General features: G+C 67.0%; 26 protein-coding genes. 17 read left to right on the top strand and 9 right to left on the bottom strand.

Annotation, left to right across the window (positions count from 1 at the left end; translation table 11 throughout):
• Positions 1–65 precede the first annotated feature (65 nt).
• The 6 genes from WC729_RS25300 to WC729_RS25275 all read left to right on the top strand — a co-directional run bounded on the left by WC729_RS25300 (position 66) and on the right by WC729_RS25275 (position 4,397).
• Positions 66–866, top strand: a complete 801-nt coding sequence (locus WC729_RS25300; RefSeq protein WP_372857239.1) for a LytTR family DNA-binding domain-containing protein — start codon at positions 66–68, stop codon at positions 864–866.
• Between the two features lie 60 nt (positions 867–926).
• Positions 927–2,045, top strand: coding sequence for a flavodoxin-dependent (E)-4-hydroxy-3-methylbut-2-enyl-diphosphate synthase (ispG, locus tag WC729_RS25295; RefSeq protein ID WP_372857238.1), 1,119 nt, complete (start codon positions 927–929; stop codon positions 2,043–2,045).
• A gap of 132 nt (positions 2,046–2,177) precedes the next feature.
• Complete coding sequence (locus WC729_RS25290) at positions 2,178–3,083, top strand: DMT family transporter (RefSeq protein WP_372857237.1); 906 nt, start codon at positions 2,178–2,180, stop codon at positions 3,081–3,083.
• Positions 3,080–3,559 carry an N-acetyltransferase family protein gene (locus WC729_RS25285; protein ID WP_372857236.1) on the top strand — a complete coding sequence of 160 codons (480 nt, stop codon included), beginning with the start codon at positions 3,080–3,082 and terminating at the stop codon, positions 3,557–3,559. The genes WC729_RS25290 and WC729_RS25285 overlap by 4 nt, the downstream gene beginning before the upstream one ends.
• A 1-nt stretch (position 3,560) precedes the next feature.
• Positions 3,561–3,881: a multidrug efflux SMR transporter gene (locus WC729_RS25280; protein ID WP_372857235.1), complete on the top strand. Its 321-nt coding sequence runs from the start codon at positions 3,561–3,563 to the stop codon at positions 3,879–3,881.
• Between the two features lie 159 nt (positions 3,882–4,040).
• Positions 4,041–4,397, top strand: coding sequence for a TfoX/Sxy family protein (locus WC729_RS25275; protein ID WP_372857234.1), 357 nt, complete (start codon positions 4,041–4,043; stop codon positions 4,395–4,397).
• On the opposite strand, the gene WC729_RS25270 is transcribed toward WC729_RS25275, so the two are convergent.
• From WC729_RS25270 to WC729_RS25260, 3 genes are all read right to left on the bottom strand, one after another.
• Positions 4,324–5,034 (bottom strand): hypothetical protein, encoded by a 711-nt coding sequence (locus WC729_RS25270; RefSeq protein WP_372857233.1) that lies wholly within the window; start codon positions 5,032–5,034, stop codon positions 4,324–4,326. The genes WC729_RS25275 and WC729_RS25270 overlap by 74 nt on opposite strands.
• Before the next feature lie 7 nt (positions 5,035–5,041).
• Positions 5,042–5,599, bottom strand: coding sequence for an inorganic diphosphatase (ppa, locus tag WC729_RS25265; protein WP_372857232.1), 558 nt, complete (start codon positions 5,597–5,599; stop codon positions 5,042–5,044).
• Positions 5,600–5,696: 97 nt separating this feature from the next.
• The gene (locus tag WC729_RS25260) at positions 5,697–7,604 is read right to left on the bottom strand and encodes a M61 family metallopeptidase (protein WP_372857231.1); all 1,908 of its coding nucleotides are present in this window, start codon (positions 7,602–7,604) and stop codon (positions 5,697–5,699) included.
• A 654-nt stretch (positions 7,605–8,258) separates the two neighbouring features.
• Between WC729_RS25260 and WC729_RS25255 the strand changes: the two genes are divergently transcribed.
• Positions 8,259–8,477 carry a hypothetical protein gene (locus WC729_RS25255; RefSeq protein WP_372857230.1) on the top strand — a complete coding sequence of 73 codons (219 nt, stop codon included), beginning with the start codon at positions 8,259–8,261 and terminating at the stop codon, positions 8,475–8,477.
• On the opposite strand, the gene WC729_RS25250 is transcribed toward WC729_RS25255, so the two are convergent.
• Positions 8,465–9,403: a LysR substrate-binding domain-containing protein gene (locus tag WC729_RS25250; RefSeq protein WP_372857229.1), complete on the bottom strand. Its 939-nt coding sequence runs from the start codon at positions 9,401–9,403 to the stop codon at positions 8,465–8,467. The two genes, WC729_RS25255 and WC729_RS25250, sit on opposite strands and share 13 nt — an antisense overlap.
• Before the next feature lie 94 nt (positions 9,404–9,497).
• On the opposite strand from WC729_RS25250, the gene WC729_RS25245 reads away from it, so the two are divergent.
• The 3 genes from WC729_RS25245 to WC729_RS25235 are packed head-to-tail and all read left to right on the top strand — an operon-like array spanning position 9,498 to position 11,968.
• Positions 9,498–10,589, top strand: coding sequence for a hypothetical protein (locus WC729_RS25245; protein WP_372857228.1), 1,092 nt, complete (start codon positions 9,498–9,500; stop codon positions 10,587–10,589).
• Positions 10,586–11,458, top strand: a complete 873-nt coding sequence (locus WC729_RS25240; protein WP_372857227.1) for a TolB family protein — start codon at positions 10,586–10,588, stop codon at positions 11,456–11,458. The genes WC729_RS25245 and WC729_RS25240 overlap by 4 nt, the downstream gene beginning before the upstream one ends.
• Before the next feature lie 24 nt (positions 11,459–11,482).
• Complete coding sequence (locus tag WC729_RS25235) at positions 11,483–11,968, top strand: DUF1772 domain-containing protein (RefSeq protein ID WP_372857226.1); 486 nt, start codon at positions 11,483–11,485, stop codon at positions 11,966–11,968.
• Between the two features lie 14 nt (positions 11,969–11,982).
• Here WC729_RS25235 and WC729_RS25230 read toward each other — a convergent pair whose 3' ends face one another.
• Both WC729_RS25230 and WC729_RS25225 read right to left on the bottom strand, forming a co-directional pair.
• Positions 11,983–12,624, bottom strand: a complete 642-nt coding sequence (locus WC729_RS25230; RefSeq protein WP_372857225.1) for a glutathione S-transferase family protein — start codon at positions 12,622–12,624, stop codon at positions 11,983–11,985.
• A gap of 121 nt (positions 12,625–12,745) precedes the next feature.
• Positions 12,746–13,645: a LysR substrate-binding domain-containing protein gene (locus WC729_RS25225; RefSeq protein WP_372857224.1), complete on the bottom strand. Its 900-nt coding sequence runs from the start codon at positions 13,643–13,645 to the stop codon at positions 12,746–12,748.
• Between the two features lie 126 nt (positions 13,646–13,771).
• On the opposite strand from WC729_RS25225, the gene WC729_RS25220 reads away from it, so the two are divergent.
• Both WC729_RS25220 and WC729_RS25215 read left to right on the top strand, forming a co-directional pair.
• Positions 13,772–14,512 (top strand): SDR family oxidoreductase, encoded by a 741-nt coding sequence (locus WC729_RS25220; protein ID WP_372857223.1) that lies wholly within the window; start codon positions 13,772–13,774, stop codon positions 14,510–14,512.
• Positions 14,513–14,585: 73 nt separating this feature from the next.
• Positions 14,586–15,488 (top strand): SDR family oxidoreductase, encoded by a 903-nt coding sequence (locus tag WC729_RS25215; RefSeq protein WP_372857222.1) that lies wholly within the window; start codon positions 14,586–14,588, stop codon positions 15,486–15,488.
• A 199-nt stretch (positions 15,489–15,687) separates the two neighbouring features.
• On the opposite strand, the gene WC729_RS25210 is transcribed toward WC729_RS25215, so the two are convergent.
• A complete protein-coding gene (locus tag WC729_RS25210; RefSeq protein WP_372857221.1) occupies positions 15,688–16,710 on the bottom strand; it encodes a dipeptide epimerase in 1,023 nt (340 codons plus the stop codon).
• Positions 16,711–16,735: 25 nt separating this feature from the next.
• Positions 16,736–17,428 (bottom strand): helix-turn-helix domain-containing protein, encoded by a 693-nt coding sequence (locus WC729_RS25205; protein WP_372857220.1) that lies wholly within the window; start codon positions 17,426–17,428, stop codon positions 16,736–16,738.
• Positions 17,429–17,554: 126 nt separating this feature from the next.
• On the opposite strand from WC729_RS25205, the gene WC729_RS25200 reads away from it, so the two are divergent.
• The 5 genes from WC729_RS25200 (at position 17,555) to WC729_RS25180 (ending at position 24,368) form a co-directional block, all read left to right on the top strand.
• Entirely contained in the window at positions 17,555–19,765 is a 2,211-nt protein-coding gene (locus tag WC729_RS25200; RefSeq protein ID WP_372857219.1) for a TonB-dependent receptor, read from the top strand.
• 54 nt (positions 19,766–19,819) lie between these two features.
• Positions 19,820–21,805, top strand: a complete 1,986-nt coding sequence (locus WC729_RS25195; protein WP_372857218.1) for a serine hydrolase domain-containing protein — start codon at positions 19,820–19,822, stop codon at positions 21,803–21,805.
• Between the two features lie 3 nt (positions 21,806–21,808).
• Positions 21,809–23,107: a peptide MFS transporter gene (locus tag WC729_RS25190; RefSeq protein ID WP_372857217.1), complete on the top strand. Its 1,299-nt coding sequence runs from the start codon at positions 21,809–21,811 to the stop codon at positions 23,105–23,107.
• 83 nt (positions 23,108–23,190) lie between these two features.
• Positions 23,191–23,679, top strand: coding sequence for a methylated-DNA--[protein]-cysteine S-methyltransferase (locus WC729_RS25185; protein WP_372857216.1), 489 nt, complete (start codon positions 23,191–23,193; stop codon positions 23,677–23,679).
• Entirely contained in the window at positions 23,676–24,368 is a 693-nt protein-coding gene (locus WC729_RS25180) for a 2OG-Fe(II) oxygenase (protein WP_372857215.1), read from the top strand. The genes WC729_RS25185 and WC729_RS25180 overlap by 4 nt, the downstream gene beginning before the upstream one ends.
• A 3-nt stretch (positions 24,369–24,371) precedes the next feature.
• Here the strand turns inward: WC729_RS25180 and WC729_RS25175 are convergent, their stop codons facing one another.
• Positions 24,372–26,219 (bottom strand): TonB-dependent receptor plug domain-containing protein, encoded by a 1,848-nt coding sequence (locus WC729_RS25175; protein ID WP_372857214.1) that lies wholly within the window; start codon positions 26,217–26,219, stop codon positions 24,372–24,374.
• Positions 26,220–26,236: the final 17 nt, after the last annotated feature.

Genomic DNA, 26,236 nt, shown 5'->3' with positions numbered 1-26,236 from the left:
GGGCGGAAGGCGGTACCACAGGGACGATGGCGATAGTGACGGGGACGAGCGGCGGCGGAGGCGGGATGAACGGTGCACAGCGCCGGCTCGCCCTCGTGCTTGGTGCCGGCTTCCTGCTGACCCTGGCTGCAGTGATGGTGGCCAACGTCGAATCGACGCTGAGCGACTTCGCCCTTGCGGGCGTCCACGAAACCCGGACCCATGTCTGGATCTGGGAAGCGACCAGCATCCTCGCCTGGCTGACGACGGCGCCCGTGATCTGGTGGCTGGTAAGGCATATCGGCCCGCCGCGCTTCTCCTGGCCGGTGGCGGTGGGGCTGATCCTCCTCGCCAGCGTGCCGCTGTCGCTCTGGCATATCGGCCTGATGATCGAACTCAGGAAGCTCTACTACGCTGCGGAGGGCAGCCACTATAGGTTCTTCAGCAAGGCCTCGGATCGCCTGCTCTACGAATATCGCAAGGATCTGGCGTCCTATTTTCAGTTTGTCGGCTTTGCCGCGGCCAGTCGATGGCTGGTGATGCGTGCGGCGGTGCCCGCGACCGATGTTGAGCCGCCGCATATCCTGAAGGTTGCGGACGGCGCGGTGACGCACCAGGTGCCGGTCGACGAGATCGATCACGTCAATGCAGCCGGCAATTACGTCGAACTGGCCTGGGCCGGCCGCACCCTGCTGCACCGCGCGACGCTGGCGGCGGTCGCGGCGGAACTTGGCCCGGCCTTTGTCCAGATTCACCGCAGCCGCCTCGTCCGCCGCGCCGCGGTGCGCCGGGTCGAAACCGATCGGAGCGGCGACTTCACCGTGACGCTCGCCGACGGCACCAGCCTGCGCGGCAGCCGCCGCTATCGGGATTCGGTGCAGGACTGAGGCTCGCGCTTTCGCAGGCGCGAAGGCGACGCTATATGGCTCGGTGAAGCGAGGTATTCCATGTCCATTCGTCCTTGGCGCGACATCACGCGCCGTCAGAGTCGCCAGATCATGGTCGGCAACGTGCCCGTCGGCGGCGATGCGCCGGTCACCGTGCAGACGATGACCAACACGCTCACGTCCGACGCGAAGGCGACGATCGACCAGATCCGCCGCTGCGAGGATGCCGGCGTCGACATCATCCGGGTGTCCTGCCCCGATGTGGAGAGCACCGCCGCGCTGAAGCAGATCGTCCGTGCCAGCCGCGTGCCGATCGTCGCGGACATCCATTTCCATTATAAGCGCGCGCTCGAGGCGGCCGATGCAGGGGCTGCCTGCCTGCGCATCAATCCAGGCAATATCGGCTCGGCCGAGCGGGTGCGCGAAGTGGTCAACGCCGCCAAGGCCAATGGCTGCGCGATCCGTATCGGCGTAAACGCGGGGAGCCTGGAAAAGGATCTGCTCGAGAAATATGGCGAGCCCTGCCCCGAGGCGCTGGTCGAGAGTGCGCTCGATCATATCAAGATCCTGCAGGACCACGACTTCCACGAATATAAGGTCGCGGTGAAAGCGTCGGACCTGTTCCTCGCGGTCGCTGCCTATCAGCAACTTGCCGAGGTCGTCGATTGCCCGCTGCATCTCGGCATAACCGAGGCGGGCGGGTTCGTCGGTGGCACGGTCAAGTCGGCGATCGGGATCGGTTCCCTGCTCTGGTACGGCATCGGCGACACGATCCGCGTCTCGCTCTCGGCCGAGCCCGAGGAAGAGGTCCGCGTCGGCTTCGAGATCCTGAAGAGCCTCGGCATCCGCAACCGAGGCGTGCGCGTCGTCTCCTGCCCGAGCTGCGCGCGCCAGGGCTTCGACGTGATCCGCACGGTGCAGGCGCTCGAGGAACGGCTCCAGCATATCCGCACGCCGATGTCGCTGTCGGTGCTCGGCTGCGTGGTCAATGGCCCCGGCGAAGCGCGTGAGACCGATATCGGCCTCACCGGCGGCGGCAACGGCAAGCACATGGTCTATCTGTCGGGCGTCACCGACCACACCGTTCAGAGCGAGGATATGATCGAGCATATCGTCAAGCTGGTCGAGGCGAAGGCCGCCGAGATCGACGCGGCCGACGAGGCACGTGCCGCCGCCTGAGGCGGCGTTCACCGGGGGACCTGCCATGAGCAACGATGCGCGCGATCGCGTGGCGCGGGCGCTGGTCGGACTCGCGGCCCTGGCGGCGCTTGCCCTGCTGACCGGCAGCACTCCGCGCGACCGGCAGCCGGCATGAGCCCGTCGCCCCGCTATTCGGCGTCGACCATCGCCTTCGCAGTCGCGACCCTCGGCATCTTCACCTATGCGATGATGGACGCGGTGATGAAGGGGCTGAGCATCGCCAGCGGCGCCTATAGTGCGGTGCTGTGGCGCTCGCTCGCCGGTGCTGCGCTGACCGGCACGATCTTCCTGATCCGCGGCAATGCCTGGCCGGAGCGCAGGGCGCTGAAGCTGCACATCCTGCGCGGGCTGGCGGCTGGCGTGTCGGTACTGCTGTTTTTCTGGGGGCTTGTCCGCGTGCCGATGGCGCAGGGCGTGGCGCTGACCTTCCTTGCTCCTCTGGTCGCGCTGTATCTGGCGGCGGCGATGCTGGGTGAGCGAATCCGGCGCGCCGCCATGCTGGGGTCGGCGATCGCCAGCATCGGCGTGCTCGTCATCGCCTGGGGACAGGCAAAAGCGGGCGCGTCGAGCGACACGCTGATGGGGTCGGGCGCGATCATCCTGGCGTCTTTCCTCTATGGCTACAGCCTGATCCTGCTGCGCAAGCAGGCGCAGGTCGCCGACCCGGTGGAAGTGACCCTGTTCACCGGCGGCGTTATCGGCACGCTGCTCCTGCTCGGCGCCCATTGGTTCGCGGTGATGCCGACGGTCGCGCAATTGCCCGCGATCGGGGTTGCGACCCTGCTCGGCACCTTTTCGGCGGCGGCGCTCGCCTGGGCCTATGGCCGGGCGGAGGCGCAGGTCCTCGCGCCGGTCGAATATACCGCTTTCATCTGGGCCGCGATCCTTGGCTGGCTGGTGTTCGGCGAGCATGTCTCGCTCTATACCGTGGCGGGGGCCGGGCTGATCATTGCCGGCTGCCTTGCCGCTATTCGCGGCACGGCCGCTCCCGCCCCACAGACTGAGGCTGCCGCATGACCGATCTTCGTTTCGCCACCCCCGACGACGTCGCCACCATCATGCGCTTCGTGCGCGAGCTGGCCGAGTTCGAGCGCGAGGCCGACAAGGTCGTCGCGACCGAGGAATTGCTGCATGACGCGATGTTCGGCGACCGTCCGGTCGCCGAGGCAGTGATCGCCGAGCGCGACGGTACGCCGCTCGGCATGGCATTGTTCTTCCACAATTTCTCGACCTGGACCGGCTGGCGCGGCCTGTATCTCGAGGATCTGTACGTGACGCCCGACGCGCGCGGCCAGGGGGTCGGCGCGGCCTTGTTGCGGCATCTGGCGGCCATCGCAGTCGACCGGGGCTGCACCCGCTTCGAATGGGCCGTTCTCGACTGGAACGAGAAGGCGATCGAGTTCTACAAGGCGATGGGCGCGGTGCCGATGGACGACTGGACGGTCAACCGTGTGTCCGGCGATGCGCTGACCAGGCTCGCGGGGCGCGGCTGAGATGGCCTGGGTGCTGCTGGTCATCGGCGGGGTGTTCGAGATCGGCTTCACCACTTGCCTGCGCCATGTCGACGGCTTCCGGAACCTGCCCTGGACGCTCGGCTTCCTCGGCTCGGTCGCGTTGTCGATGGGACTGCTCGAGGTCGCCGCGCGTTCGATTCCGATGGGCACGGCGTATATCGTCTGGGGCGGGATCGGGGCGCTGGGCACGGTGATCGTGGGTATTGCGTGGTACGGGGAATCGGCCGGGCTGGTGCGGCTGCTGCTGATGCTCGGCGTGGTCGCGTGCATTGCGGGGCTGAAGCTGACGGCGCAGGGTTGAGGCTGATTGAGAATTTCCTCTTTCTTCCCCGGCGGAGGCCGGGGCCCAGTTGGGGGACGATAATGTTGGGCGCTGCGCGCAATTACTTGAGCCTTCCCGACTGGGCCCCGGCCTCCGCCGGGGAAGGTAAAGAAGCATGCTGACGGAGGAGCAAGGCTGATGGCATTCGACCAGGGACTGGTGGACTGGATCGCCGAGGCGATGGAGCCGATCGGCGCCGTCACCATGCGCAAGATGATGGGCGGCGCGACCTTGTATTGCGACGGTACCATCTTCGCGATCGTCTCCGATGAAGGGGCGTGGTTCAAATCCGATGCGGTCAGCGACGCCGAATGGGACGAAGCCGGCTGCCAGCGCTTCTCTTATGAGATGAGCGAGGGCCGAGTTGAATCGATGAACTACAGGCGGGCGCCCGACGACGTCTATGACGACGCCGACGCGCTCAGGCGCTGGGCGTCGCTGGGCCTGGCGGCGGGGCAGCGTGCGCCGCGAAAAGCGAAGAAAAAGAAGCAATAAGCGCGGCGATCAGCAAACTGACCCAGCCCAGCAGGAAGCCGGTCATCATCCAGCTGCTCGGCATCGTCATCAGGCCGGTCAAGGCGAGCAAGCCGCCCATCGCGATGAAGCCGGCGAAGAGGCGCGAGAGCCGCCGCCCACGGGCCAGTATCTCGGCGATGCCGATCGTGCCCAGCGCGAGCAGCGCGAACTTCACATGCACTGCCCACCACAAGGCGCCGAGCAAGGCGGGCGTGCCCGGCGGATCGCGCAGGATCGCGTACAATATGCCGCCCTCGATCTGGTCGCTGACGGCCGCGACCATGAAGATCGCGATCATCGCCATCTGCACCCGCCGCCGGGATCCCGCGGCGATGACGCCGAGGATCAGGAACGCGGTGTAGAAAGGAATGAAGCCCAGCGCGTCGAGCAGCAGGCCCGTCTTCTGCGCGGCGACCAGCGTCGCGGTGCAAGGTTCGCTGCCGAACAGCGCGGCGATGTCGGCCTGAGTGCGGGCGAATTCGAAGGCGATGATCGGCCCGAGATCGCCCGCCGGGCCGCACGCGGCCATGCCGGGGATGCGCCCGAACGACGCGGAGCAGATGAAGGCGACGATCCCCGCCGCCGCGCATCCTCTCCAGGCCGTCCGGGGCGTCACCCGCGGATCATCCCTTTTTGGCCTTCTTCGCCTTCTTGGCGGCCTTGGCTGCGGCGATTGCCTCGATCACGATGCGCTTGGCTTCCTCGGCATCGCCCCACTGGCCGATGCGCACCCATTTCTCGGACTCCAGGTCCTTGTAGTGTTTGAAGAAATGCTCGATCTGCGCGAGCACGATCTCGGGCAGGTCGCCGCGCTCGCCCACGTCCGAATAATAAGGGAAAGTGGTGTCGACCGGCACGCAGACGAGCTTCTCGTCGCCGCCGGCTTCGTCTTCCAGCTTCAGGACCGCGATCGGGCGGGCGCGCACGACGCAGCCGGGCACGAAGGGCGAGCGCGCGATGACGAGCGCGTCGAGCGGATCGCCGTCGGGCGACAAGGTGTGCGGCACGAAGCCGTAATTGGCCGGATAGCGCATCGGCGTGTGGAGGATGCGATCCACGAACAGCGCGCCCGACTTCTTGTCGAACTCGTACTTCACCGGCTCGCCGCCGACCGGCACCTCGATGATGACATTGAGGCTGTTGGGCGGATCGTCGCCGATGGAGATCAAATCGATGTTCATGGGATCCTGGTCTCTCGAGGCCGTCCGCCCCGAGCCTGCCGAACGCCCGAAAAGGGCTCCGGCAGGCTCGGGGCTGACGAGTGGGGGTGCTCCCCTCCTATTTTGCCGTCAGCAGCGTATCGAGGCCACCCTCGCCGCTGCCGATCTTTTCGAGGCGCGGATAGCGCAGGCCGCCATGATAGTCGATGCTCACCGGCGCGATGCGGTCGTTTGCCTTGACCAGCAGCACGATCGGCTCCTTGCCTGCCTTCGCGTCGGTGACCGCGGCCTTGATCGCATCGGCCGACCAGGCCTTGCCGTTGACCGCCACGATCGTGTCGCTGACCGTCATGCCCGCCTTGAAGGCCGGCCCGTCCCAGGTGACCCCGGTGACGGCGCCTTCGTTGCTGAGCGCGAGGCCGAGCGAATAGCTGAGGTCGGTGCGCTTGGCCGTCGTTTCGGCCTGCTTGAACGACGGTGTCGGCTCGTCGGTGTAGATCAGCTTGTAGCCGTTGTTGATGAAGCCCTGGAGCGGGGCGGGTTCGCCCGTCTCGGTGATGCGCTTCTTGAGGAAGCCCGCCCAGTCATAGGGCTGGATGCCGTTCAGGGTCGCTGCGACATCGTCGAAATTATAGGTGACCTGGCCCCAGTCGCCGTCCTTGCCGCGGAAGAAGGTGCCGGCGAAATCGTCGATCGACTTGGTGCCGCCGGACTGTTTGCGCAGGATCGAATCGACCTCCATCCAGATCAGCAGGCCTTCATTGTAATAATCCTCCGACCGCTGGTTGCTGAGCCAGCCCTTAGGCCGGCGCTGCGAGATGACGGGATCGTTGGTGGTGTCGACCATGTTGCGCCAGTTGCGCGCCGGGCGATTGTCGAGGATCGCCATGATCGCGGCGTACTGGTCGAGCGTGTCCTGCTTCGACACCAGGCCGGAGCGCGCCTGGAGAACGTAACCCCAGAACTGGGTCTGGCCCTCATAGACCCACAGCAGCGATCCGCGCATCGGGGTGCGGTAATCGGGTGTCCACAAATCGGCGCCGCGGCGATATTTGCCGTCCCAGCTATGGGTATATTCGTGCGGCAGCAGGTTGCGCGATCCCGGGCCGTCCTTCCATTTCAGGAAATAGCCGAGCTTCACCCCGTCCTCGGAGCTGCGGTGATGCTCCAGGCCGATGCCGCCCATCTGGTCCGACAGCGACAGCAGGAATTCGTACTTGTCGTAATGCTGCGTGCCGAACAGCTTCACGGCCTGCTCGACGAGGCGCTTGTGTGCGTCGATCTGATCGGGGGTGGCGACGAGTTCCTCGGCATTGTCGGCATAGACGTTGAGGTTGACGCGCGGGCTGAGCGCCCAGCCCTTATAGTAGCGGCCGGCGAGCACGGGGGAATCGACCAGCACTTCATAGTTGGTCGGCTCGTAGGTGTAGGTCGACCCCACCGCCTTGGACGGCAGGCCCGACGAGGCGTGCCAGCCATCGGGATATTTCACCGTTGCCTTCACCGGGATCTGCCGGGTGAAATAGCCGGCCGGATAGAGGCTCATCGAGTTGAACTGCAGGCGCAGCATCTCCGGCGAGACGACGATCGATCCCTGGTCGCTCGCGGTGGACGAGGCGAATTGCAGGCCGATATCGAGCGACTTCGCGCCCGACGGCACATCGATATGATAGGCGTAGACGTCGACCGGATCGCGCGTCCAGTGGATCTCCTTGCCGTTGGCGCGGATGTGCAGGTTCACCACCTTGTCGAGTTCGCCGCGCGGCGAATGCGCGCCGGGCAGCCATTTCGGGAAGAGCAGGACCATCGGGCCCGACTTGGCGACCGGGATGGTCTCCTTCGTCGTGAAGATGCCGCGCTTGATGTCGGTCGCGTCGATGTCGAGCGTGATCGTGCCCGGATAGGGAATGTCGCGCGCATCGGGGATAGTGTTCACGAACGGCACGGGCTGCGGCTTCGAATTCTCGGCGAAGGCCGGGATCGCGGCGGACGCGAGCAGGGATACGAAAAGGACGCTACGGATCATCAAGGAAAGCCTTTCGGCAAGAGAGGAGATGCGGTGGCTTAATGGGGTAAGGCGCCCCGAGTCCAGCGCCCGGAACCGGCGTTCGAGGGGAATAACGTAGCGTTCGCAGCGTCGTCCGGATCGGGCGTAATTTTGTGCCGTGGGGCCGGATCGTGGCGATATTTTCGATGGTGAGCGGCCAATCGCGCGCGACAGTGAAGGCCAAGAAATCGAGTTGGAACCTGCATCGCTTCGGCGATTTCGGCTCAGTAATCTCCGATTTATGCGACCCACCTGCCTGCGGGGCGGAATCGGGCGCTTCTTGAGCCTTGTGCGCGTTTTACTGAAAAAGAAGACGGCAAGGCGTGCCGCGACTTGTCGACAAGGGCGTTGGGTTGCCCGAGGAGTTTCAGACATATTGCAGATTATCTTGCCGAATTCCGCGAGGGGTATCAGTTTTTCAATTGGCGTTACTGCGAACGAGAAAATGATACTTGGCATGCCGGGGTCCGGTCGCGACTGGAGGAGCTCCCGGCGATTCAAGCATGATCGCTGCTGCGGTTGAATCGGTCGCGAGTCGCTACCCGAGGATCCTGAATACGGGCTTCACTCATTTCTCGCGGAACCTCCGCCAGCGCCAACTCTTTGCGCTCAAAACAAAAACAGGGTTCGCGAGTGGGAAGCAAGATCGGGAGCGGGGATTGTGCCGCTCATATCATCGCCGTGCATGGTCGCGACGCTGCGAAACATGTGCTCGACCTGGCCTGGGCCGCAATCGAAGCCGCGCCGCAGCCCGATCCCGATGAAATCGGCCGGCTCGCCCGGCTGATGCGCGAGATCGAGACAAGCCAGCGCCAGCAGATCGACCGGGTGGCAGCGCTTTATGCGGCCTGAGGGGCGACCGCGCGGCGGATGAAGTCCGCTCCGGCGGCGCACGCTTCCGCCGCCTCGTCGCTCAACCAGTCGCGGAAGCTGGCGATCTTGCGACTGCGCTGCCGCGCCACCGGATAGGCCAGCCAGAAGGCGCGGCCGTCGCTCGCGACCAGGTCGTGCGCCGGTACCAGGCGGCCGGCGTCGATCTCGCCGCGAAACAGGATCGGCGAGGCAATGGCGATGCCGTGCCCGGCCAGCGCCGCCGCCACATCCATATGCTCGGTCGCCAGGCTGGTGCCGAAGCTGGTGGGCGGCGGCCCTTCGGCAAAGCCGAGCGCGCGGTACCACAGGGTCCACCAGTCGGGCCGGCCGAGCAGCGGCACCTCGATCGAGCGGCGCGGGTCGCCGAGGCCGGCCGCCGCGTCCTTCAGCGCGGGCACACAGAGCGGCATGAAGAGGCTCGGCATCAGCCTAGTCGCACGCAGTCCGGTCCAGCGGCCATGGCCGTTGCGGATCGCCGCGTCGAACCGGCCCGCACCGAGATCCTCGGCGACCGCCGACAGGTCGAGATCGAGCGATATCTCGGGGTGGCGCGTGCGGAAGCGCCCGAGCCGGGGCGTCAGCCAGCTCGTGCCGAAAGTGGGGAGCGCCGTGAGCGACAGCCGGGCCTCGTCCATGTCGGCCGCTCGCGCGAAGCTGGCGCGCAGGCCGGCGAACGCATCGATCGCCTCGCGCGCGACGACGGCCCCGGGCTCGGTCAGCTCGACGCGGTGGGGGTGGCGGCGGAACAGCGCGACGCCGATCTGCGCCTCGAGCTGGCGCACATGATAGCTGACCGACGCAGCCGATGTGCCGAGCTCCTGCCCCGCTCTGGCGAAGCTGCCCAGCCGCGCTGCCGCCTCGAAGGCGCGGATCGAGGATAAAGATGGAAAGCGATGGTCGACCATAAGGTTGGCTTAGCCTCTAGCGATGATCTTCGCATAGCCAATTGCGCTGCCGCTGCCATCCTGCGGTGCATGAAGTGACCCCGGGGAGTGATTGATGGAGAGAGAATCGAGCCTGCCGGCGCGGCGCGACGTCGTCGCGGCCTTAGGGGCAATGGGGGCGGCGATGGGCGGGGCGGCGGCGTTCGGCCTGCCGGGCCTGGCCCTGGCGCAAGGCGACCAGCCTGCCCTCGCCCATGACTGGGACTGGCTGGTCGGCAGCTGGGATGTGTGGCACCGCCGGCTGCGCGAGCGGCTCGTCGGCAGCACCGAATGGGAAGAGTTCAACGGCAAAAGCGCCCTGTGGCTCACCCTGGCCGGGCTCGGCACGATCGACGACAACAGCCTCGACCTGCCCGGCGGCACCTATCGCGGCCTCAGCATCCGGGCGTTCGATCCCGCGGCGGGGAAATGGTCGATCTGGTGGCTCGATTCGCGTTACCCCACCGCGATCGATGCGCCGGTGCGCGGTGGTTTCAGCGGCGATAGCGGGACCTTCATCGGCGAGGATCAGTATAAGGGACGCCCGGTCACCGCACGCTTCCGCTGGTTCGAAACCCATAGCCGCCGGCCGCATTGGGAGCAGGCGCTGTCGACGGACGGCGGGAAGAGCTGGGAGGTGAACTGGGTCAATTATTTCACGCGCACCGCCGCGACGCCGACGCCCCTGCCGCCCTCCGGGGTGGCGCCGCATGACTGGGATTTCCTGGTCGGACGCTGGGATGTGCGGCACCGCAAGCTGAAGCGCCGGCTGGCCGGCAGCAACGACTGGGACGCATTCGACGGCACCCTGGTCAACTGGCCGGTGCTGGGCGGGCAGGGCAATGTTGGCGACAATATCATGAACTTTCCCGCCGGCCCCTATCGCGGCGTCGGCATCCGCGCTTTCGATCCGGCGACGAGGCTCTGGTCGAGCTGGTGGCTCGACGGGCGCAACCCCGGGGCGATCGCGCCGCCGGTGCGTGGCAGCTTCGCTGACGGCGTCGGGACCTTCATCGGCGATGATGTGCAGGATGGCCGCCCGGTCAAGGCGCGCGTGCTGTGGTCGCGGATCACGCCCCAATCGGCGCGCTGGGAACAGGCGCTGTCGGCGGACGACGGGAAGACCTGGGAGACCAACTGGGTCAGCGATTTCACGAGGCGCGCATGAGAGTCGCCGCCCTGCTGGCCTGTGCGCTACCCATGTTGTTCGGCGCCGCTGCACCGCTCGAGATTGTCGGTGAGGCGACCCTGTTCGCGCCGGGCATCGCCTCGACCGACTATTCGGAAGTGCGGCTGACGATCAGCCCGGATGGGCGGACGGCTTTGTGGTTCAGCCGCAACCGGCCCGGCGGCGCGGGCGGCTACGACATCTGGATGTCGCGGCGCACCGAAACGGGCTGGGGCGCCGCCGAGCCGGTGCCGTTCAATTCCCCCGGCCGGGACTTCGACCCGGCTTTCTCCGCTGACGGACGCTTCGTCTATTTCTGTTCGGATCGCCCGGGCGGGATGGGCGGCGACGATCTCTACCGGGTGGCCGTCTCCGCCGGCGGCTTCGGCGCGGTCGACTCGCTCGGCGTGGTGAACAGCGCGGGCAACGAGTTCGCCCCGATGCTGTCGCCGGACGGGTCGACCCTGCTCTTTTCGAGCGACCGGCCGGGCGGGGCAGGCCGGCACGACCTTTACGTCGCGGCGCGCAAGGACACGGGCTTCGCGCCTGCCGTGCCGGTGGCGGGCGGGATCAACACCAGCGGGGACGAGTTCGACGCGACCTTCCTGTCCGACGGCACGACCATCGTCTTCGCGCGGGCAGGCGATTTCCGGACTGACCGGGTCGACCTGTTCCATGCCTCGGTGCGGAATGGGCAGTATGATGCGGGCGCCCTGCTGCCCCGGAGCATCAACAGCGGAGCCGATGGGCAGGGGGACAGTTACGGCCCGATGCTCGACTGGTCCCGGCCCGGCAGCCTCACTTTCTCGGCGCAGCGGCCCGGCGCGAAGGGCATGGACCTCTACACAGTCGGCTATCGGCTGGAGTAGAGTGGGCAACGAGAGGAGAAGACCATGGACCAGCTCGTGCGGATTCTGTTGTGGTTCTCGGCGATCGGCTGCGGCATGATGGCCGGGCTTTATTTCGCCTTTTCCGCCTTCATCATGACCGCGCTGTCGCGCATCCTGCAAGCGGGCGGCATCGCCGCGATGCAGTCGATCAACGCGGTGATCCTCAAATCCTGGTTCATGCCGCTGTTCTACGGCACCACGCTCGCGGCGCTCGCGCTGGTCGTCCTTGCCGCCCTCGACTGGAGCAAGCTGGGGGCGCCGGCCATGGCGATCGGCGGGGCCGTCTATGTGCTCGGCATGTTCGGCTGCACGCTTGCCCTCAACGTGCCGCTCAACCTCGCGCTCGACGCGGTGGCGCCCGCGAGCGCCGAGGCCGCGCCGGTCTGGGCGCGCTACCTCAAGGACTGGACCTTGTGGAACCATGTGCGGACCCTGGCCTCGGCAGCGAGCGCCGCGCTGTTCATCGCGGCGATCGTCGCAAGGGCCTAGGCCAGCGGCGCGGCTCAGTCCGCAGCGGCGAAATGTGCCATCTGGTCCGCATGCGCCTTGGCGAACGCAGGCCGCGCCGTGGCGCGCGCGACATAGGCGCGGACGGCGGGGTAGTCCGCCAGCCCGTCGAACCGATCGACCAGGCGCAGCACATCCGACATCATGATATCGGCGACGGAGAAGCTCCCGGCCAGCCATTCGCGTTCCGCCAGCACCGGCTCCAGGTGCTTGAGCCGGTGCTGGTGGAGGAACCCGCTGAACAGCTTCCAGGCCGACGACTCACGGTCCTCGCCCGAAAATATCAATATGGACCAGGGCAGGCTCGCCATCTCGACGGAATTGAGTGCCGCGAACAGCCATTCCTTGGCATCGCTGCGACCTTGCGGATCGGTTGGCATCAGAGTGTCGCTCAGCTCGCCCAGATGCAGCAGGATCGCGCCGCTCTCGAAGATCGAGATGTCGCCATCGGTCAGCCAGGGCGCCTGGCCGAAGGGCTGATGCGCGAAATGCTCGGCCTTGCGATCGCCGAAGGGCACGCTCTCGACCCGATAGGGCAACCCGGCCTCTTCCAGCGCCCAACGCACCCGCAGATCGCGCACATAGCCCCGCGGCGCCTCGGGAACCCAATCGAACGTGGTGATAGTCAGGTCGCCCATCCGGCATCTCCCTCAGTCGTTGCTCGCGTCGAACGCCTAGGCCCTTCGTTTCGAGCGTCGCCCGGGGCCGCGCCGGGCGCTCCATAAATGCTGCCCGACGTCGCGCGACCTGCCGCCGATCCTAGTCCCCGACCGCCGCAGCCGCAAATCGCTGGACGATCCAGTCGATGAACACCCGCACGCGCGGCGAGAGCTGGCGGTTGCGCGGGTAGAGGATCGAGACCGGGCCTGCGGGCAATGGATAGTCGGCCAGCACGCGTTCGAGCCGGCCCGCGGCCAGATCGCGCTCGATGTGGAAGACCGGCATCTGTGCCAGGCCCAGGCCGTGACAGACGCCGTCATGGAAACTCTCGGTGCCGGTGACCGATAGCGGCGCGGGCAGATCGATCCGGGTCACGCCGTCCCCGCGCAGGAACTCGAAGGGCGCGAGGGCACCGGTGGTGACCGAGCGCAGCCCGACTGCGTGGTGGCCTGCAAGGTCCTCGGGCGTTTCGGGCCGACCGAAGCGATCGAGATAGTCGGGCGCGGCGACGGTGATGCGCGGGAGCATCGTCACCGTGCGCGAGACCAGGTCGCTGTCGGGCAGCGCGCCGTAGCGCAGCACGCAATCCACGCCCTCGCGCACGACATCGACCCAACGGTCGCTCTCGCTCATCGCCAGCTCGATCTCGGGGTAGCGCGCGAAAAAGGCCGGCAGCCTGGGCATGAGGAAGTGCCGGGCGATCGTACCCTGCACTTCGACCCGCAACATGCCCCTGGGCACCGCGCCGCTGAACGCGCCTTCGGCATCCTCGACATCGTCGAGGATCGCGAGGCAGCGCCGGTAATAGGCCTCACCGTCGAGCGTCGGCCGCACCGTGCGCGTGGTGCGCTGGAGCAGCCGCACGCCGAGCCGTTCCTCGAGCTGCTGGATCACCTGAGTCGCGGTGGAGCGCGGCACGTCGAGATCGTGCGCCGCCTGGGTGAAGCTGCGCCGGTCGACCACCCGGGTGAACAGCCGCATCGCATAGAGCCGGTCCATATGCTTCCCATTGTTCTAGCAAAACGAACAGTGTTGCCGTTTCTAGCCTGATTATCTCCGTCTCTCCAGCGCGCATATCGCTGTCAGTCGCTCAGGACGGGCGGCGCGACACCAAGGAGACAGGCAATGAACGGAGATACGAACAAGGTAGCGATCGTCACCGGCGCCTCGCGGGGCATCGGCGCCGCGATCGCCGAGCGGCTGGCGGCGGACGGCTTCACCGTCGTCGTCAACTATGCGGGCAGCGCGGCGGAAGCCGAAGCGCTGGTGCGCAAGATCGAAGCGGCCGGTGGCCGTGCCATCCCGGCCCAGGCCGATGTCAGCGACGCGGCGGCGGTCGCCCGCATGTTCGACGCGGCGCAGGCAGCGTTCGGCGGAGTCGATGTGCTGGTCAACAATGCCGGCATCATGAAGCTGGCGAGCATCGCCGAGAGCGATGACGCGCTGATCGACAGCCAGATCGCGATCAACCTGAAGGGCAGCATCAACACACTGCGCGAAGCGGCGAAGCGGCTCCGCGAAGGCGGCCGGATTGTCAATCTCTCGTCGAGCGTGGTCGGTCTCTACCAGCCCGGTTACGCCGTCTACGCCGCCACCAAGGCAGGGGTCGAGGCGATCACCCATGTGATGGCGAAGGAACTGCGCGGCCGGAACATCACGGTCAACGCCGTGGCGCCCGGACCGACCGCGACGGCCCTGTTCCTGGACGGCAAGCCCCAGGCAGTGATCGACACCCTGACCAAGCTCGCCCCGCTGGAGCGGCTCGGCCAGCCCGAGGATATCGCGAACACCGTCGCCTTCCTCGCCGGGCCCGACGGCGCCTGGATCAACGGCCAGACCCTCCGCGCGAATGGCGGGATCATCTGACCGTCACGCCCAATCCCGAAACCCAGGCTCATCGTCCGCCGTGACGCGGACCAGCATTTGAAAGGAAATTCCCATGTCCAAGAAGATCATCCTCATCACCGGCGCCTCCAGCGGCTTCGGTCGTCTCACCGCCGAAGCGCTCGCGAAAGCCGGGCACACGGTTTACGCCTCGATGCGCGACATTGCCGGCCGCAACGCGACGAACGCGGCCGAAATGGCCGAGATGTCGGCCCGGGACGGCGTCGACCTCCGCGCGGTGGAACTCGACGTGCAGTCGGAGCCCTCGACCGATGCCGCGGTCGCCAAGATCATCGCCGAAAGCGGCCGGATCGACGTGCTGGTGCACAATGCCGGGCACATGATGTTCGGACCCGCAGAGGCCTTCACGCCGGAGCAGTTCGCGCAGCAATATGACGTGAACGTGCTCGGCACGCAGCGAGTCAATCGCGCCGTGCTGCCGCATATGCGCGCGGCGAAACAGGGCCTGCTGGTCTGGGTGTCGAGCAGCAGCTCGGCCGGCGGCACCCCGCCCTATCTGTCGCCCTATTTCGCGGCCAAGGCAGCGATGGATGCACTGGCGGTGCAATATGCGCGGGAGCTCAGCCGCTGGGGCATCGAGACCTCGATCATCGTGCCGGGCGCCTTCACCAAGGGCACCAACCACTTCCTGCACTCGGGCCGCCCGGCCGACGAAGCGCGCCTCGCCGAGTATGAAGCGGGTCCGTATGCAGGCTTTGGCGAGCAGGTGCAGAACGCGTTCGCCGAGATCGTGCCGGACGATGCCGATGTGACGGGCGTCGCGGATGGGATCGTGGACATCGTGGGCATGGAATTCGGCACCCGCCCCTTCCGCTTCCATTACGATCCGACCCAGGACGGTGCCGATGTCGGCTTCACGGTGCTCGACCGCCTGCGCGCCGAGATGCTCCACCGGGTCGGCCTGTCCGACCTGCTCAAGCCCGCCAGGCTGGTTTGAGCGCTTCATCCACGCCGGAAAGGGCCCGCCACTCGTGCGGGCCCTTTTTTGTGCGGACTACAAGTTCGGGCAACGACTGTCGGTCGTCACGCTGCCTTGCGTTCGGCGACCGGACGGCGGCGCAGGATTGCCTCCGTAACCGCGGGCGATTGTAGGTCGCGTCGAGCGGCCTGACATCAGTCCCGGGCGGAACGCTTCTTCAGCCGGCACCCCATAGACGGGCCGGGACCATGACCTCGCCATCCTTGTAGAGGCTCGCGGCGAGTGGATCGTCGGCGAGGAACCAGGGACCGTCGAGATCGACCACGTCGCACAGCTGGGCGAGGACGAAAGCGGGCGCAGCCGAGAGCGTCGCGCCGGCCATGTTGCCGACCATCACCTTCAGCCCGAGCCGGCGGGCATGATCGGCCATCAGCAGCGCCTCGGTAAGGCCGCCGCATTTGTCGAGCTTGATGTTGATCACCTGGAAGCGGGCGCGATGGGCATCGATCTCGGCCAGATCCTGCACGCTCTCATCGGCCGCGACCGGAATGGGGGAACGCCAGCCGTCGAGCAGCGCCTCGGCGCCGCGGCGGACCGGCTGCTCGAGCAGCGCGACATTGTTGTCGACCAGCATCGCGACGAGACCGTCGAGATGCTCGCCGCCATAGCCCTGGTTCGCATCGACCCCCAGCCAGACATGCGGTCGCGCCTGACGCACCACGCGGACGCGCTCGGCGTCGGCGGCGAGATCGCCTTCGAGCTTGAGCTTGATCGCCAGCGCGGTCGGCAGGCCAGCGAGCCGCCGGAGGATCTCGGCCGGGTCGTCGGCGGGAAGGGTGAAGGTGGTGATCAGCGGTTTGGGCGGACCGACACCGGCAAGCTGCCATACCGGCACGCCGGCGCCGAGCGATTCGAGCTCCCACAAGGCGCAGTCGAGCGCGTTGCGCGCGCCGCCCGGAGGCAGCAGGTCGCGCAGGCCCTGACGGTCGATGCCGGCCTCGATCGCATCGCGACAGCGCTCGATCTCGCTCTCCATATGGGCGGGGTCGTCATCGAGATAATAGACGCCGGCCGCCTCGCCCCGGCCGGCATGCGCGCTGTCGGACAGCGTCGCGATCACCGCCGGCATCGATTCGAACAGATAGCCCGAGATACGGAACGGCTCGCGCATCAGCATCGCCTCGCGGCGATGAGTGAGCGTGAGCGGGCGGGTGCGCGTTGTCGCGGTCGGGGTCTCCATGCCCCGTCACATCACATGGATATGCTCACGTTTCAATATAAGAAACACTGTTCGCGGACAACGAACCCGATTCGTCGGAAGAGACCAGATTCCAGCTCTTGCCGGCGGATTGTGCCACGCGTTGCATGCCCGCGCCCGCGCACACCGCCAGCACGCGGCACGGCTCGTCCCCGACGCGGACATAGCCATGCGCCATGCCCGAATCGAAATAGACCGAATCGCCCTGGGCAAGCGGCAAGGGCGCGTAGAGATCGGAATGCAGCTCCATCGCGCCCTGCAATATGTAGAGATATTCCTCGCCCGAATGGCGGACCAGCCCGCCCAGCTCGTCGATGCTGCGTGCCTTCACCTCGATGATGATCGGCACCATCATCTTTCCCAGCAGGTCCGCCGCGGGATAGTGGTGGGTGTGGCGTTCGGAGCTGGCGCCGGGCAGTTTTCCGGCGCGCTGCACGCTGCGCCGCCCCAGCGCGGCGGGTGGCTGCGTCGTCGGTGCGCTGCCCGCGACGAGGCTGCCGATGTCGATCGCCAGGCCCTGCGCCAGGCGCACGAGCTTGTCATAGGTCATCGCCATCTTGCCGTTCTCCAGCTTCGACAGCGTGGAGAAGGGCATGTCGATGCGCGCGGCCAGCGCCCGCAGCGTCAGCCCCTGCTCGATCCGCGCCGCCCGCAGCGCGAGGCCGGGGTGCGTACTGTTGGTGGTCGCTTTCTTGGCCATAGGTCCTCTCGACCCGACGCTAGCGCACTGCGGGGGATTAGGGAACGGTCGTCGCCCGATGAGAAAACGGTTGCCATAACTGAAACATGCGTCATGATGACCGTGTATTTTGGAGGGGTTTTGGCGATGACGTTTCAATCAAGGGCGTTGTGGCTGGCCGCCACGGCGGTTGCGGCGTGGATCCCGGCGGCACAGGCCGAAGAGGTCGTGCAGGGCGCCCCGGTGACGGCGGCAGAGGAGCAGCGGTCGCAGGGCGAGGACATTGTGGTGACGGCGCGCAAGCGCGCGGAGCGGCTGATCGATATCCCGCAATCGGTATCGGTCATTTCCGCCGACATGCTGGACCAGGTCCATGCCGAGCGCTTCGCCGATTATTTCACGCGCGTGCCCAGCGCGAGCATCGTCGAGACTCAGGCCGGCCAGACCCGGCTGGTACTGCGCGGGATCAGCACCAACGGCGTGGGCGCGACGGTCGCGACTTATGTCGACGAGACGCCCTATGGTTCGGCGACCTCGCTCGCCAACGGATCGATCCTGACGCCCGACATCGATCCGTTCGATCTGGAGCGGGTCGAGATCCTGCGGGGGCCGCAGGGCACGCTGTACGGGGCGAACTCGCTTGGCGGTCTCGTCAAATATGTGACGGTCGCGCCGCAGACCGATGCCTTCCATGCCGCCGCGCAGGGCGGGTTCGAGAGCGTCGACGGGGGCGAGACCGGATGGTCGGGCCGCGCGGCGGTGAATGTGCCGCTGGGCGATGTGATCGCGGTTCGGGGCAGCGGCTTCTATCGCACCGATCCGGGCTATATCGACGACCCCGTGCTCGGGCCGAACGTCAATGGCGGCAAGACCTATGGCGGGCGCGGATCGATCCTGGTCAAGCCGTCCGACGCCTTCTCGGTGCGCGGGACGGTGTTTGCGCAGAATCTGGAGAGCAACGCATCCAACACGGTCGATTCCGACCCGGTCACGCTGCGCCCGACCCTGGGCGACCTGAAGCAGAGTCGACTGGTCGCCGAGCCGAACCATGTGAAATACCGGATCTACAATGCGACCGCCGATTATGATTTCGGGCCGGTCGACCTGATCTCCTCGAGCAGCTGGGGCTCGCTCGACCAGGCCCAGATCCAGGACATCAGCGGGTTGTACGGGCCGTTGCTCACCGGGGCATTCGGCATACCGCTCGGCTCGATCATCAACCAGAATGTGACGCAGCGCCGCTTCACCCAGGAAGTGCGGCTGGCGTCGTCGGGCGCGAGCGCGTTCGAATGGACTTTGGGCGGATTCTACACGCGCGAACGCAACGCGATCAACCAGTCGATCGACGCGATCGACGACCCGACCGGCGCGCATGTGCCGGGGCTCGACGGACTGGCCTTTGCGACGGTGCTCTCGGAATATCGCGAGATCGCGGGCTTCGCGAGCGGGACCTATCATTTCTCGCCGACGTTCGATCTGAGCGTCGGGGGGCGCTACAGCCACAACACGCAGCGTGCGGTGCAGACCAGCTCGGGGCCGCTGGCGGGGGATTCGTCGCTCGACGGCACCTCGTCCGACGATGTCTTCACCTATTCGGTCGCGCCCGCGTTCAAGCCCAACGAGCATCTGACGATCTATGCCCGGGTCGCGCGCGGCTATCGCCCTGGCGGGCCGAACGTGCTGCCGCCATCGGCGCCGAACGACGTGCCGCGTCAGTTCGGGCCGGACACCACGACGGATTACGAGATCGGTATCAAGACCGAGCTGCTCGACCGGAAACTCTCGCTCGAGCTGACCGGTTTCTACACTCAGTGGAAAAACATCCAGCTGTTCGCCAGCATCGGCGGGTTCGGGGTCAACGCCAATGGCGGCAAGGCAAGCAGCAAGGGCGTGGAGCTTTCGATCAGCGCCCGCCCGGTGCCCGGCCTGACGCTTGCTGCCAATGGTGCCTATTATGAGGCCGTGCTCGACGATGACGCACCGCCTGTAGTGGGCGGCCTCGACGGCGACCGGCTGCCTTATGCGCCGCGCTTCGCCTCGACGCTTAGTGCCGATTACGAAAAGGCGCTGAGCGACCGGGTGACCGGGACGATCGGGGCGAGCTGGCGCTATACCGGGGAGCGCCGATCGGCATTCGAGCCTGGCGCTTCGCAGCACCGGCTCGATGCCTATGGCCAGGTCGATGCGCATGTCGGGGTCAGTTTCGACCGTTTCCGGCTCGACGCGTTCGTGCGCAACCTGACCGACAGCCGCGGCATCCTGGATGTCGGCACGGCGGGGTCGGCGCGCAACGGCGCGATCGCGGTCGCGGTCTCGCGTCCGCGCTCCTTTGGCGCGACACTGGGCGTTCGTTACTAGAATTCGGGCGTTACTAGAATTCGGGCGGCACTGGAAATTTGGGGAAGCTTGAGCATGCGGATCGTGAAGACCATCGCCTTGTGCCTCGCGGCGCTCGCTTTGCCGGCGTCGGGCCAGTCGCCGCGCGACCTGAACCCGGCGATGCCGCTCGCCCCCGCCAAGGCGTCGACGCCCGTCGATGCGCCTGCGCCCGGAACGGGCGGCGCGGCGCTGACCGCCACTGACGTCGATGCCTGGCTCGACGGGCTGATGCCCTATGGCCTGGAATCGGGCGGCATCCCGGGGGCGGTGGTCGTGGTGGTCAAGGACGGCAAGGTCCTGACTCAGCGCGGCTATGGCAAGGCGGACGTGAAGACGGGCAAGCCGGTCGATCCGAATGCGACGCTGTTCCGGCCGGGCTCTGTCTCCAAGCTGTTCACCTGGACGGCGGTGATGCAGCAGGTCCAGGCCGGCAAGCTCGACCTCGACAAGGACGTGAACACCTATCTCGACTTCAGGATTCCGCCCGCGTTCGGCAAACCGATCACGCTGCGGAACCTGATGACGCATACGTCAGGCTTCGAGGAAACGGCGAAATACCTGATCACGACGGATCCGGCCGAGGTGAAGCCGCTCGGCGCGGTGTTGAAGCGCTGGGTGCCGCACCGCATCTATGCGCCGGGCAGCACGGCGTCCTATTCCAACTATGGCGCGTCGCTGGCCGGTTATCTGGTCGAGCGCGTGTCGGGCGAGAAGTTCGACGATTATGTCCAGCGCCATATCCTGACGCCGCTCGGCATGCGCCATTCGAGCTTCATCCAGCCGCTGCCGGCCGCGCTCGCGGGTGGCATGGCGCAGGGCTATGAGGTCGCGTCGGGCGAGCCGCAGAAGTTCGAGATCATCCCGATGTCGCCCGCCGGCGGGCTGTCGGCGACGGGCGCCGACATGGCGCAGTTCATGATCGCACATCTCGCCCAGGGCGGGCCCTTGCTCAACCCGCAGACGGCGGCGCTGATGCACCAGACCGCCAACACGCCGATCCCCGGCCTGCCGGGCATGGCGCTGGGTTTCTATCATGAGGACGCCAACGGGCTGAACATCGTCGGCCATGGCGGCGACACGAACTGGTTCCATTCCGACCTGCATCTCTATCTCGACAAGAATGTCGGCGTGTTCGTGTCGTTCAACGCCGGCGGCAAGGCGGGCGCTGCGCATATCTTGCGCGGCAAATTGTTCGACAGTTTCAACGATCGTTATTTTCCGCAGCCCCGGCCGGCGCTGCCGACGGCAGTCACTGCCGCCGAGCATGGGCGTGTCCTGGCCGGCCATTATGTCAGTAGCCGCGGTTCGCTGACCAACTGGCTGCGCGTCGTCACGATGCTGGGCGAGACGACCGTCGTGCTCAATGACGACAATACGATCACCGTTGCGGCGCTCACCGATGCCGCCGGCGCGCCGAAGCGCTGGCGCGAGGTGGGGCCGTGGCAATGGCAGGAAGTGGGCGGCGAGGATCGGCTCGGCGCGCTGGTGAAGGACGGCAAGGTCGTCGCCCTGTCGCCCAAGGCGTTCGCGCCGATCATCCTGTTCCTGCCGGCGCCGGCGTCGCTGAACGCCGGGTGGATCGTGCCCGCGCTGCTCGCGGCGCTGGTGGTGATGCTGCTGACCGCTTTGTCCTGGCCGATCGTGGCGCTGGTTCGCCGGCGTTACGGCTATCGCCCGCAGATCGCGGGACGGCCGTTGCTGCTGCACCGCGCGACGCGGGCGACGGCATGGATCGCGGTGATCGTCGCGGCGGGCTGGATGGCGATGATCGCGGTGCTGAGCAGCGACATCTCGGCGCTCGACGGGCGCCTCGATATCTGGATGCGGCTGCTCCAGTTGCTGACGCTCATCGCGGTCGCCGGCACGGCGCTGACCATCTGGAACGCCTGGACGATGGCACGCAGCCCCGAGCGCAAGCGGCTGGCGACGGCCTGGACCGTGCTGGTCGCGCTGTCCGCACTCTATCTGGTCTGGCTGGCGTTCAGCCTGAAGACGATGACCTTCGGTCTGAACTTCTAGGGCATGGCATCAGGCGCATCGGCACCGGCGGGGAAGACGCTGTTCGGTCACCCGCCGGGCATGACCGTGTTGTTCATGACTCAGATGTGGGCCGAATTCTCGTATTTCGGCCTGCAGGCGCTGCTGGTCTATTACATGACTCAGCATCTCGGCTTCAGCCAGGCCAGGTCGTCGCTGATCTACGGCACCTATGGCGCGGCGGCCTTCTTCAGCCCGTTCTTCGGCGGGATCATCGCCGATCGCTGGCTGGGCCGGAAGCGCAGCGTCGTGCTGGGCGGCGTGCTGATGATGCTTGGCCATTTCGCCATGGCATTCGAGGCGCTGCTGTTCCCGGCGCTGGCGCTGGTGGCGATCGGCAATGGGCTCTTCATTCCGCCCCTGGCCGTCCAGGTCGGCAATCTCTACGCCGACAAGGATCCGCGCCAGACCCAGGCGTTCAGCGCTTATTATATGGGGATCAATCTCGGTGGGCTGCTCGCGCCTTTGGTGTGCGGGACGCTGGGCGAAGTCTATGGCTGGCACTGGGGCTTTGCCGCCGCCGGCTTCGGCATGCTGGTCGGGCTCGGCGTCTATCTCTATTTCGGCCATCTGCTGCCGCCCGATCCGCCGACCCGCGCGCGATCGCCGGGCGGTATCCCCGTCGCGCTGACGAAGCCGGAATGGCGCAACCTCCGCCTGCTCGTGGCGATCGTCGCCGTGGTTGTGCTGTTCCGCATCGCCTATGAGCAAAGCGGCAACGTCATCGCACTCTGGGTCGAGCATGAGACCGACCGGCATATCGCGCTGCTCGGATCGGGCGTCGAGATTCCCGCGACCTGGTTCCAGTCGATCAACCCGCTGCTGATCATCCTCGCGACCCCGTTCCTGATCCGCTTCTGGGCAAAGCGAGCCGAGCGACGGGGCCCCGCGAACCTGCTGCGGCGGATGAGCCTTGGCTGTGTCGTCGCGACGCTGGCGATGCTCGTGATGGTCGTCGCGGCCGCGCTGAATGCCGAGACCGGGCAGCGCGTCGGGGCCGAGTGGGTCACCGCCTATTTCATCCTGCTCACGTTGGGTGAGCTGATGGTGATCCCGGTCGGGCTGACGCTGGTCGGCGCGCTTTCGCCGGTGCAGGTCGCGGCGATGGCGATGGGCGCCTGGTATATCGCGAAGTTCCTCGGCAGCCTGCTTGCCGGCGCGATGGGGGCGTGGTGGGGCGCCATCCCGGCGACGATGTTCTTCGGTGCCGGGGCGCTCTCGGTGGCGCTCGCGGCGGCGGTGCTGTTCGTCATGAGCCGCAGGACGCCGATCGAGATCGGTTGATCTTCGTCCTTTGAAGGCAAGTCTCGGGGTGTGTCGATCCGTCGATGGGACCATGTCATGGTCCACAAGAACGGAGCGATGACATGACCTATTCTTACAAGACGATCCCGTCGCCGGTTGGCGCATTGAAGCTCGTTGCGAGCGACAAGGGCCTGACCGCGATCCTGTGGGAGAATGACAAGCCAGGCCGCGTTCGGCTCGGCGAAATGGTCGAGAATGCCGACCATCCGGTGTTGGTCGAGACCGAGAAACAGCTTGGCGCCTATTTCGCCGGCACGCTGACCGCGTTCACCGTCCCGCTCGATTTCGCGGGCACCGATTTCCAGAAGAGCGTGTGGCACGCCCTGCTGACCATCCCGTTCGGCGAGACGCGCAGCTATGCCGAGATCGCACGGCAGATCGGCCGGCCGAGCGCGGTGCGGGCGGTCGGGGCGGCGAATGGCAAGAACCCTATTTCGATCATCGCGCCCTGCCACCGGGTGATCGGATCGAATGGCGCGCTGACCGGTTTTGCCGGCGGACTTGCCGCGAAGGAGCGGCTGCTCGGCCTCGAAAGCGGGCAGGCGGCGTGATCGAAGAGATCGACTGGGAGGCAGTGCGGACGGATCTGGACGGGCAGGGCTGGGCAGTGTTGCCCGGCCTGCTCTCCGCCGCCGAGTGCGACGCGACTGCCGCGCTGTACGGCCCGGGGCCGGTGTTCCGCAGCCATGTGGTGATGGCACGGCATGGCTTCGGCCTCGGCGAATATCGCTATTTCGCGTATCCGCTGCCGCCGCTCGTCGCGGGGCTGCGTGTGTCGCTCTATCCGCGGCTCGCACCGATCGCCAATCGCTGGAACGAGCGGATGGGGGTGGATGGGCGCTTTCCCGACGAGCATGCCGATTTCCTTGATCGCTGCCACACGGCGGGGCAGGTCCGGCCGACGCCGCTGCTGCTCCGCTACGGTCCGGGCGACTATAATTGCCTGCATCAGGACCTGTATGGCGAGCATGTCTTCCCGCTTCAGGTCGCGATCCTGTTGTCGGCGCCGGGCGAAGATTTCACCGGCGGCGAGTTTGTGCTGACCGAGCAGCGCCCGCGCATGCAGTCGCGCGCCGAGGTCGTCCCGCTGGCGAAGGGCGATGCCGTGGTCTTCGCGGTCAACCATCGACCGCACCGCGGGTCACGCGGCGACTACCGCGTGGCGATGCGCCACGGCGTCAGCAAGCTGCGGTCGGGCCATCGCCATACGCTGGGCGTGATCTTCCACGACGCGCTATGAAGATCAGAGGCCGCTGAAGGACAGAGTCACCCGCGCGCTTCGGCCGATCGAGGGGAATCCCACCGCGTCCTGCGCGCGGCTGTCGGTCAGGTTGCGCAGCGTGGCGGCGACCCGCACGGTTGGCGAGAGGCGATAGAGCAGGCCCAGATCGCCCTCGGCATGGCCTGCGGTGACGACGGCTCCGGTCGGGATCGAGCTGTCGTTGAAGCTCGAGTTGAACCGGAGCGCGCCGTTGAGGTCGAGCGCCGGCAGCACTGACCAGGCGGTGCGCAAGCTGCCCTGCCAGCGCGGGCGACCGCGTAGCGGCGTAGCCGAGTCGATGTCGAGGTGCGCGACCGAGCCCGACAGGGTGACCGCCGCGATGCGCACATTGCCCTCGGCCTCCACGCCGCGCGTGGTGACGAGCGCGCGGTTGACCGTCTGGAAGGTCACGGGATCGAAATCGATCAAATCCGTGAAGCGATTCTCGAACCAGGCGATGCGCAGCCGGCTGTCGCTGGTCGGTCGCCAGTCGGCGCCTGCCTCCAGGTCGCGATTGCGTTCGGGGCGGAGCGCCGGGTTGCCGATCAGCGGATGGCCGAGCGCGTAGAGGCTGGGCAGCTTGAAGCCAGTGCCGATGCGGGCGAACAGGGTCGGCGCATCCGGGGCGAGCCGCCAGGCGATCGAGGCGCCGCCGGTCCAGCGGTGCGTGCCGTGCTCGACGGAATCATAGCGCCCGGCGGCATCGAGCGAGAGGCCGTCCACCGGGCGCAGTGTCGCCTCGGCAAAACCGCTCAGCGTGGTCCGGGCGAGCGCAAACGCGACGGGCAAGGGAAAGCCGAAATCGATCGTGCCGGTGCTGCGGCCTTTTTCGCGCAGCACGCTTGCGCCCGCGGCTACGCTGATCCAGCCACGATCGAGCGACAGATAGCCGGTCGCCTCGAGCCGCGAGAAGCGCGTGCTCGCGGTGAGCGCCGGCACCGCATCGAGCACGCCCGGTGCGATTCCCGGCGTATCGCTGTCGTCATGCTGCCGGGCATAGCCGATCGAGAGGTTCGGGCGAATGCCGGCGCCGGTGCCGCGCAGCGAGAAACCCGTCACCCATAGAGTGCCCGAGCCGGTTTCCCGGTCGCGGTTGACCGCCAGCAAGGGCCCGCCGCTATCCTCGGGAAAGGTCTTGCGGTCGGTATCGGCGTAGAGCGTGAACAGCCGCAGATCGACCGTGCCGAGCTGCTGGCGCGCCCGGGCCAGACCCTGGGCGCGGAGCAGGCTGGAGCCGCCCTGATCGCCGCTGTCGAACCACCCGCCCGCCGCCATCACGCCGCCGCCCGTCCAGCCGCGATCGAGGCCGAGCGTGCCGCCGATCTCTCCGGCGGTGCTGCCCCGTACGCTCGCGAGCAGCAGCGGTGAGCCCGGCGCCGGATCGCGCAGCCTGAGGTTGACCACACCCGACAGCGCGTCGGACCCATGGATCGCCGAGCCAGCGCCCCGATTGATGTCGACGCTGTCGACCAGCAGGGGATCGATTTCGCCGAAATCGAAGGCGCCGCCCTTGCTGTTGGTCGGATCGTTGACGCGCACGCCGTCGATCAGCACCAGGGTGAAATTGGGCTCTCCGCCGCGGATCGACAGGAAGCTGCCGCCGCCCGGCCCGCCGGTCGATGCGGCGCGCACGCCGGCGACCTCGTTCAGCGCCTCGAGCAAAGAGGCCGGCTGAAGCCGGTCGAGGTCGTTGCGGCCGATCGTCGAGACGGTCGCGGCGGTCGTGCCGCCGGTCCGCGATCCCGTCACCACGACGTCGCCGTCACGGGCTTCGGGCGGCGGGACTGTATCGGCAGGGCCCAGCACGAGCAGAATCGCCGCGGCGATCATGCTGCTTCATCCATGGC

The organism is Sphingomonas sp. (genome assembly GCF_041661825.1).
Lineage (GTDB): Bacteria > Pseudomonadota > Alphaproteobacteria > Sphingomonadales > Sphingomonadaceae > Sphingomonas.
This window is presented reverse-complemented; position numbering and strand designations above follow the sequence as displayed.

Bases quoted from the DNA above. Each gene is read 5' to 3' on its own strand.
- ppa (WP_372857232.1), bottom strand. From the start codon at position 5,599: ATGAACATCGATTTGATCTCCATCGGCGACGATCCGCCCAACAGCCTC.
- WC729_RS25195 (WP_372857218.1), top strand. From the start codon at position 19,820: ATGCGGATCGTGAAGACCATCGCCTTGTGCCTCGCGGCGCTCGCTTTG.
- WC729_RS25230 (WP_372857225.1), bottom strand. From the start codon at position 12,624: ATGGGCGACCTGACTATCACCACGTTCGATTGGGTTCCCGAGGCGCCG.
- ispG (WP_372857238.1), top strand. From the start codon at position 927: ATGTCCATTCGTCCTTGGCGCGACATCACGCGCCGTCAGAGTCGCCAG.
- WC729_RS25300 (WP_372857239.1), top strand. From the start codon at position 66: ATGAACGGTGCACAGCGCCGGCTCGCCCTCGTGCTTGGTGCCGGCTTC.
- WC729_RS25260 (WP_372857231.1), bottom strand. From the start codon at position 7,604: ATGATCCGTAGCGTCCTTTTCGTATCCCTGCTCGCGTCCGCCGCGATC.
- WC729_RS25280 (WP_372857235.1), top strand. From the start codon at position 3,561: ATGGCCTGGGTGCTGCTGGTCATCGGCGGGGTGTTCGAGATCGGCTTC.
- WC729_RS25250 (WP_372857229.1), bottom strand. From the start codon at position 9,403: ATGGTCGACCATCGCTTTCCATCTTTATCCTCGATCCGCGCCTTCGAG.
- WC729_RS25245 (WP_372857228.1), top strand. From the start codon at position 9,498: ATGGAGAGAGAATCGAGCCTGCCGGCGCGGCGCGACGTCGTCGCGGCC.
- WC729_RS25275 (WP_372857234.1), top strand. From the start codon at position 4,041: ATGGCATTCGACCAGGGACTGGTGGACTGGATCGCCGAGGCGATGGAG.
- WC729_RS25240 (WP_372857227.1), top strand. From the start codon at position 10,586: ATGAGAGTCGCCGCCCTGCTGGCCTGTGCGCTACCCATGTTGTTCGGC.
- WC729_RS25185 (WP_372857216.1), top strand. From the start codon at position 23,191: ATGACCTATTCTTACAAGACGATCCCGTCGCCGGTTGGCGCATTGAAG.
- WC729_RS25175 (WP_372857214.1), bottom strand. From the start codon at position 26,219: ATGATCGCCGCGGCGATTCTGCTCGTGCTGGGCCCTGCCGATACAGTC.
- WC729_RS25285 (WP_372857236.1), top strand. From the start codon at position 3,080: ATGACCGATCTTCGTTTCGCCACCCCCGACGACGTCGCCACCATCATG.
- WC729_RS25190 (WP_372857217.1), top strand. From the start codon at position 21,809: ATGGCATCAGGCGCATCGGCACCGGCGGGGAAGACGCTGTTCGGTCAC.
- WC729_RS25200 (WP_372857219.1), top strand. From the start codon at position 17,555: ATGACGTTTCAATCAAGGGCGTTGTGGCTGGCCGCCACGGCGGTTGCG.
- WC729_RS25225 (WP_372857224.1), bottom strand. From the start codon at position 13,645: ATGGACCGGCTCTATGCGATGCGGCTGTTCACCCGGGTGGTCGACCGG.
- WC729_RS25215 (WP_372857222.1), top strand. From the start codon at position 14,586: ATGTCCAAGAAGATCATCCTCATCACCGGCGCCTCCAGCGGCTTCGGT.
- WC729_RS25220 (WP_372857223.1), top strand. From the start codon at position 13,772: ATGAACGGAGATACGAACAAGGTAGCGATCGTCACCGGCGCCTCGCGG.
- WC729_RS25290 (WP_372857237.1), top strand. From the start codon at position 2,178: ATGAGCCCGTCGCCCCGCTATTCGGCGTCGACCATCGCCTTCGCAGTC.
- WC729_RS25235 (WP_372857226.1), top strand. From the start codon at position 11,483: ATGGACCAGCTCGTGCGGATTCTGTTGTGGTTCTCGGCGATCGGCTGC.
- WC729_RS25205 (WP_372857220.1), bottom strand. From the start codon at position 17,428: ATGGCCAAGAAAGCGACCACCAACAGTACGCACCCCGGCCTCGCGCTG.
- WC729_RS25210 (WP_372857221.1), bottom strand. From the start codon at position 16,710: ATGGAGACCCCGACCGCGACAACGCGCACCCGCCCGCTCACGCTCACT.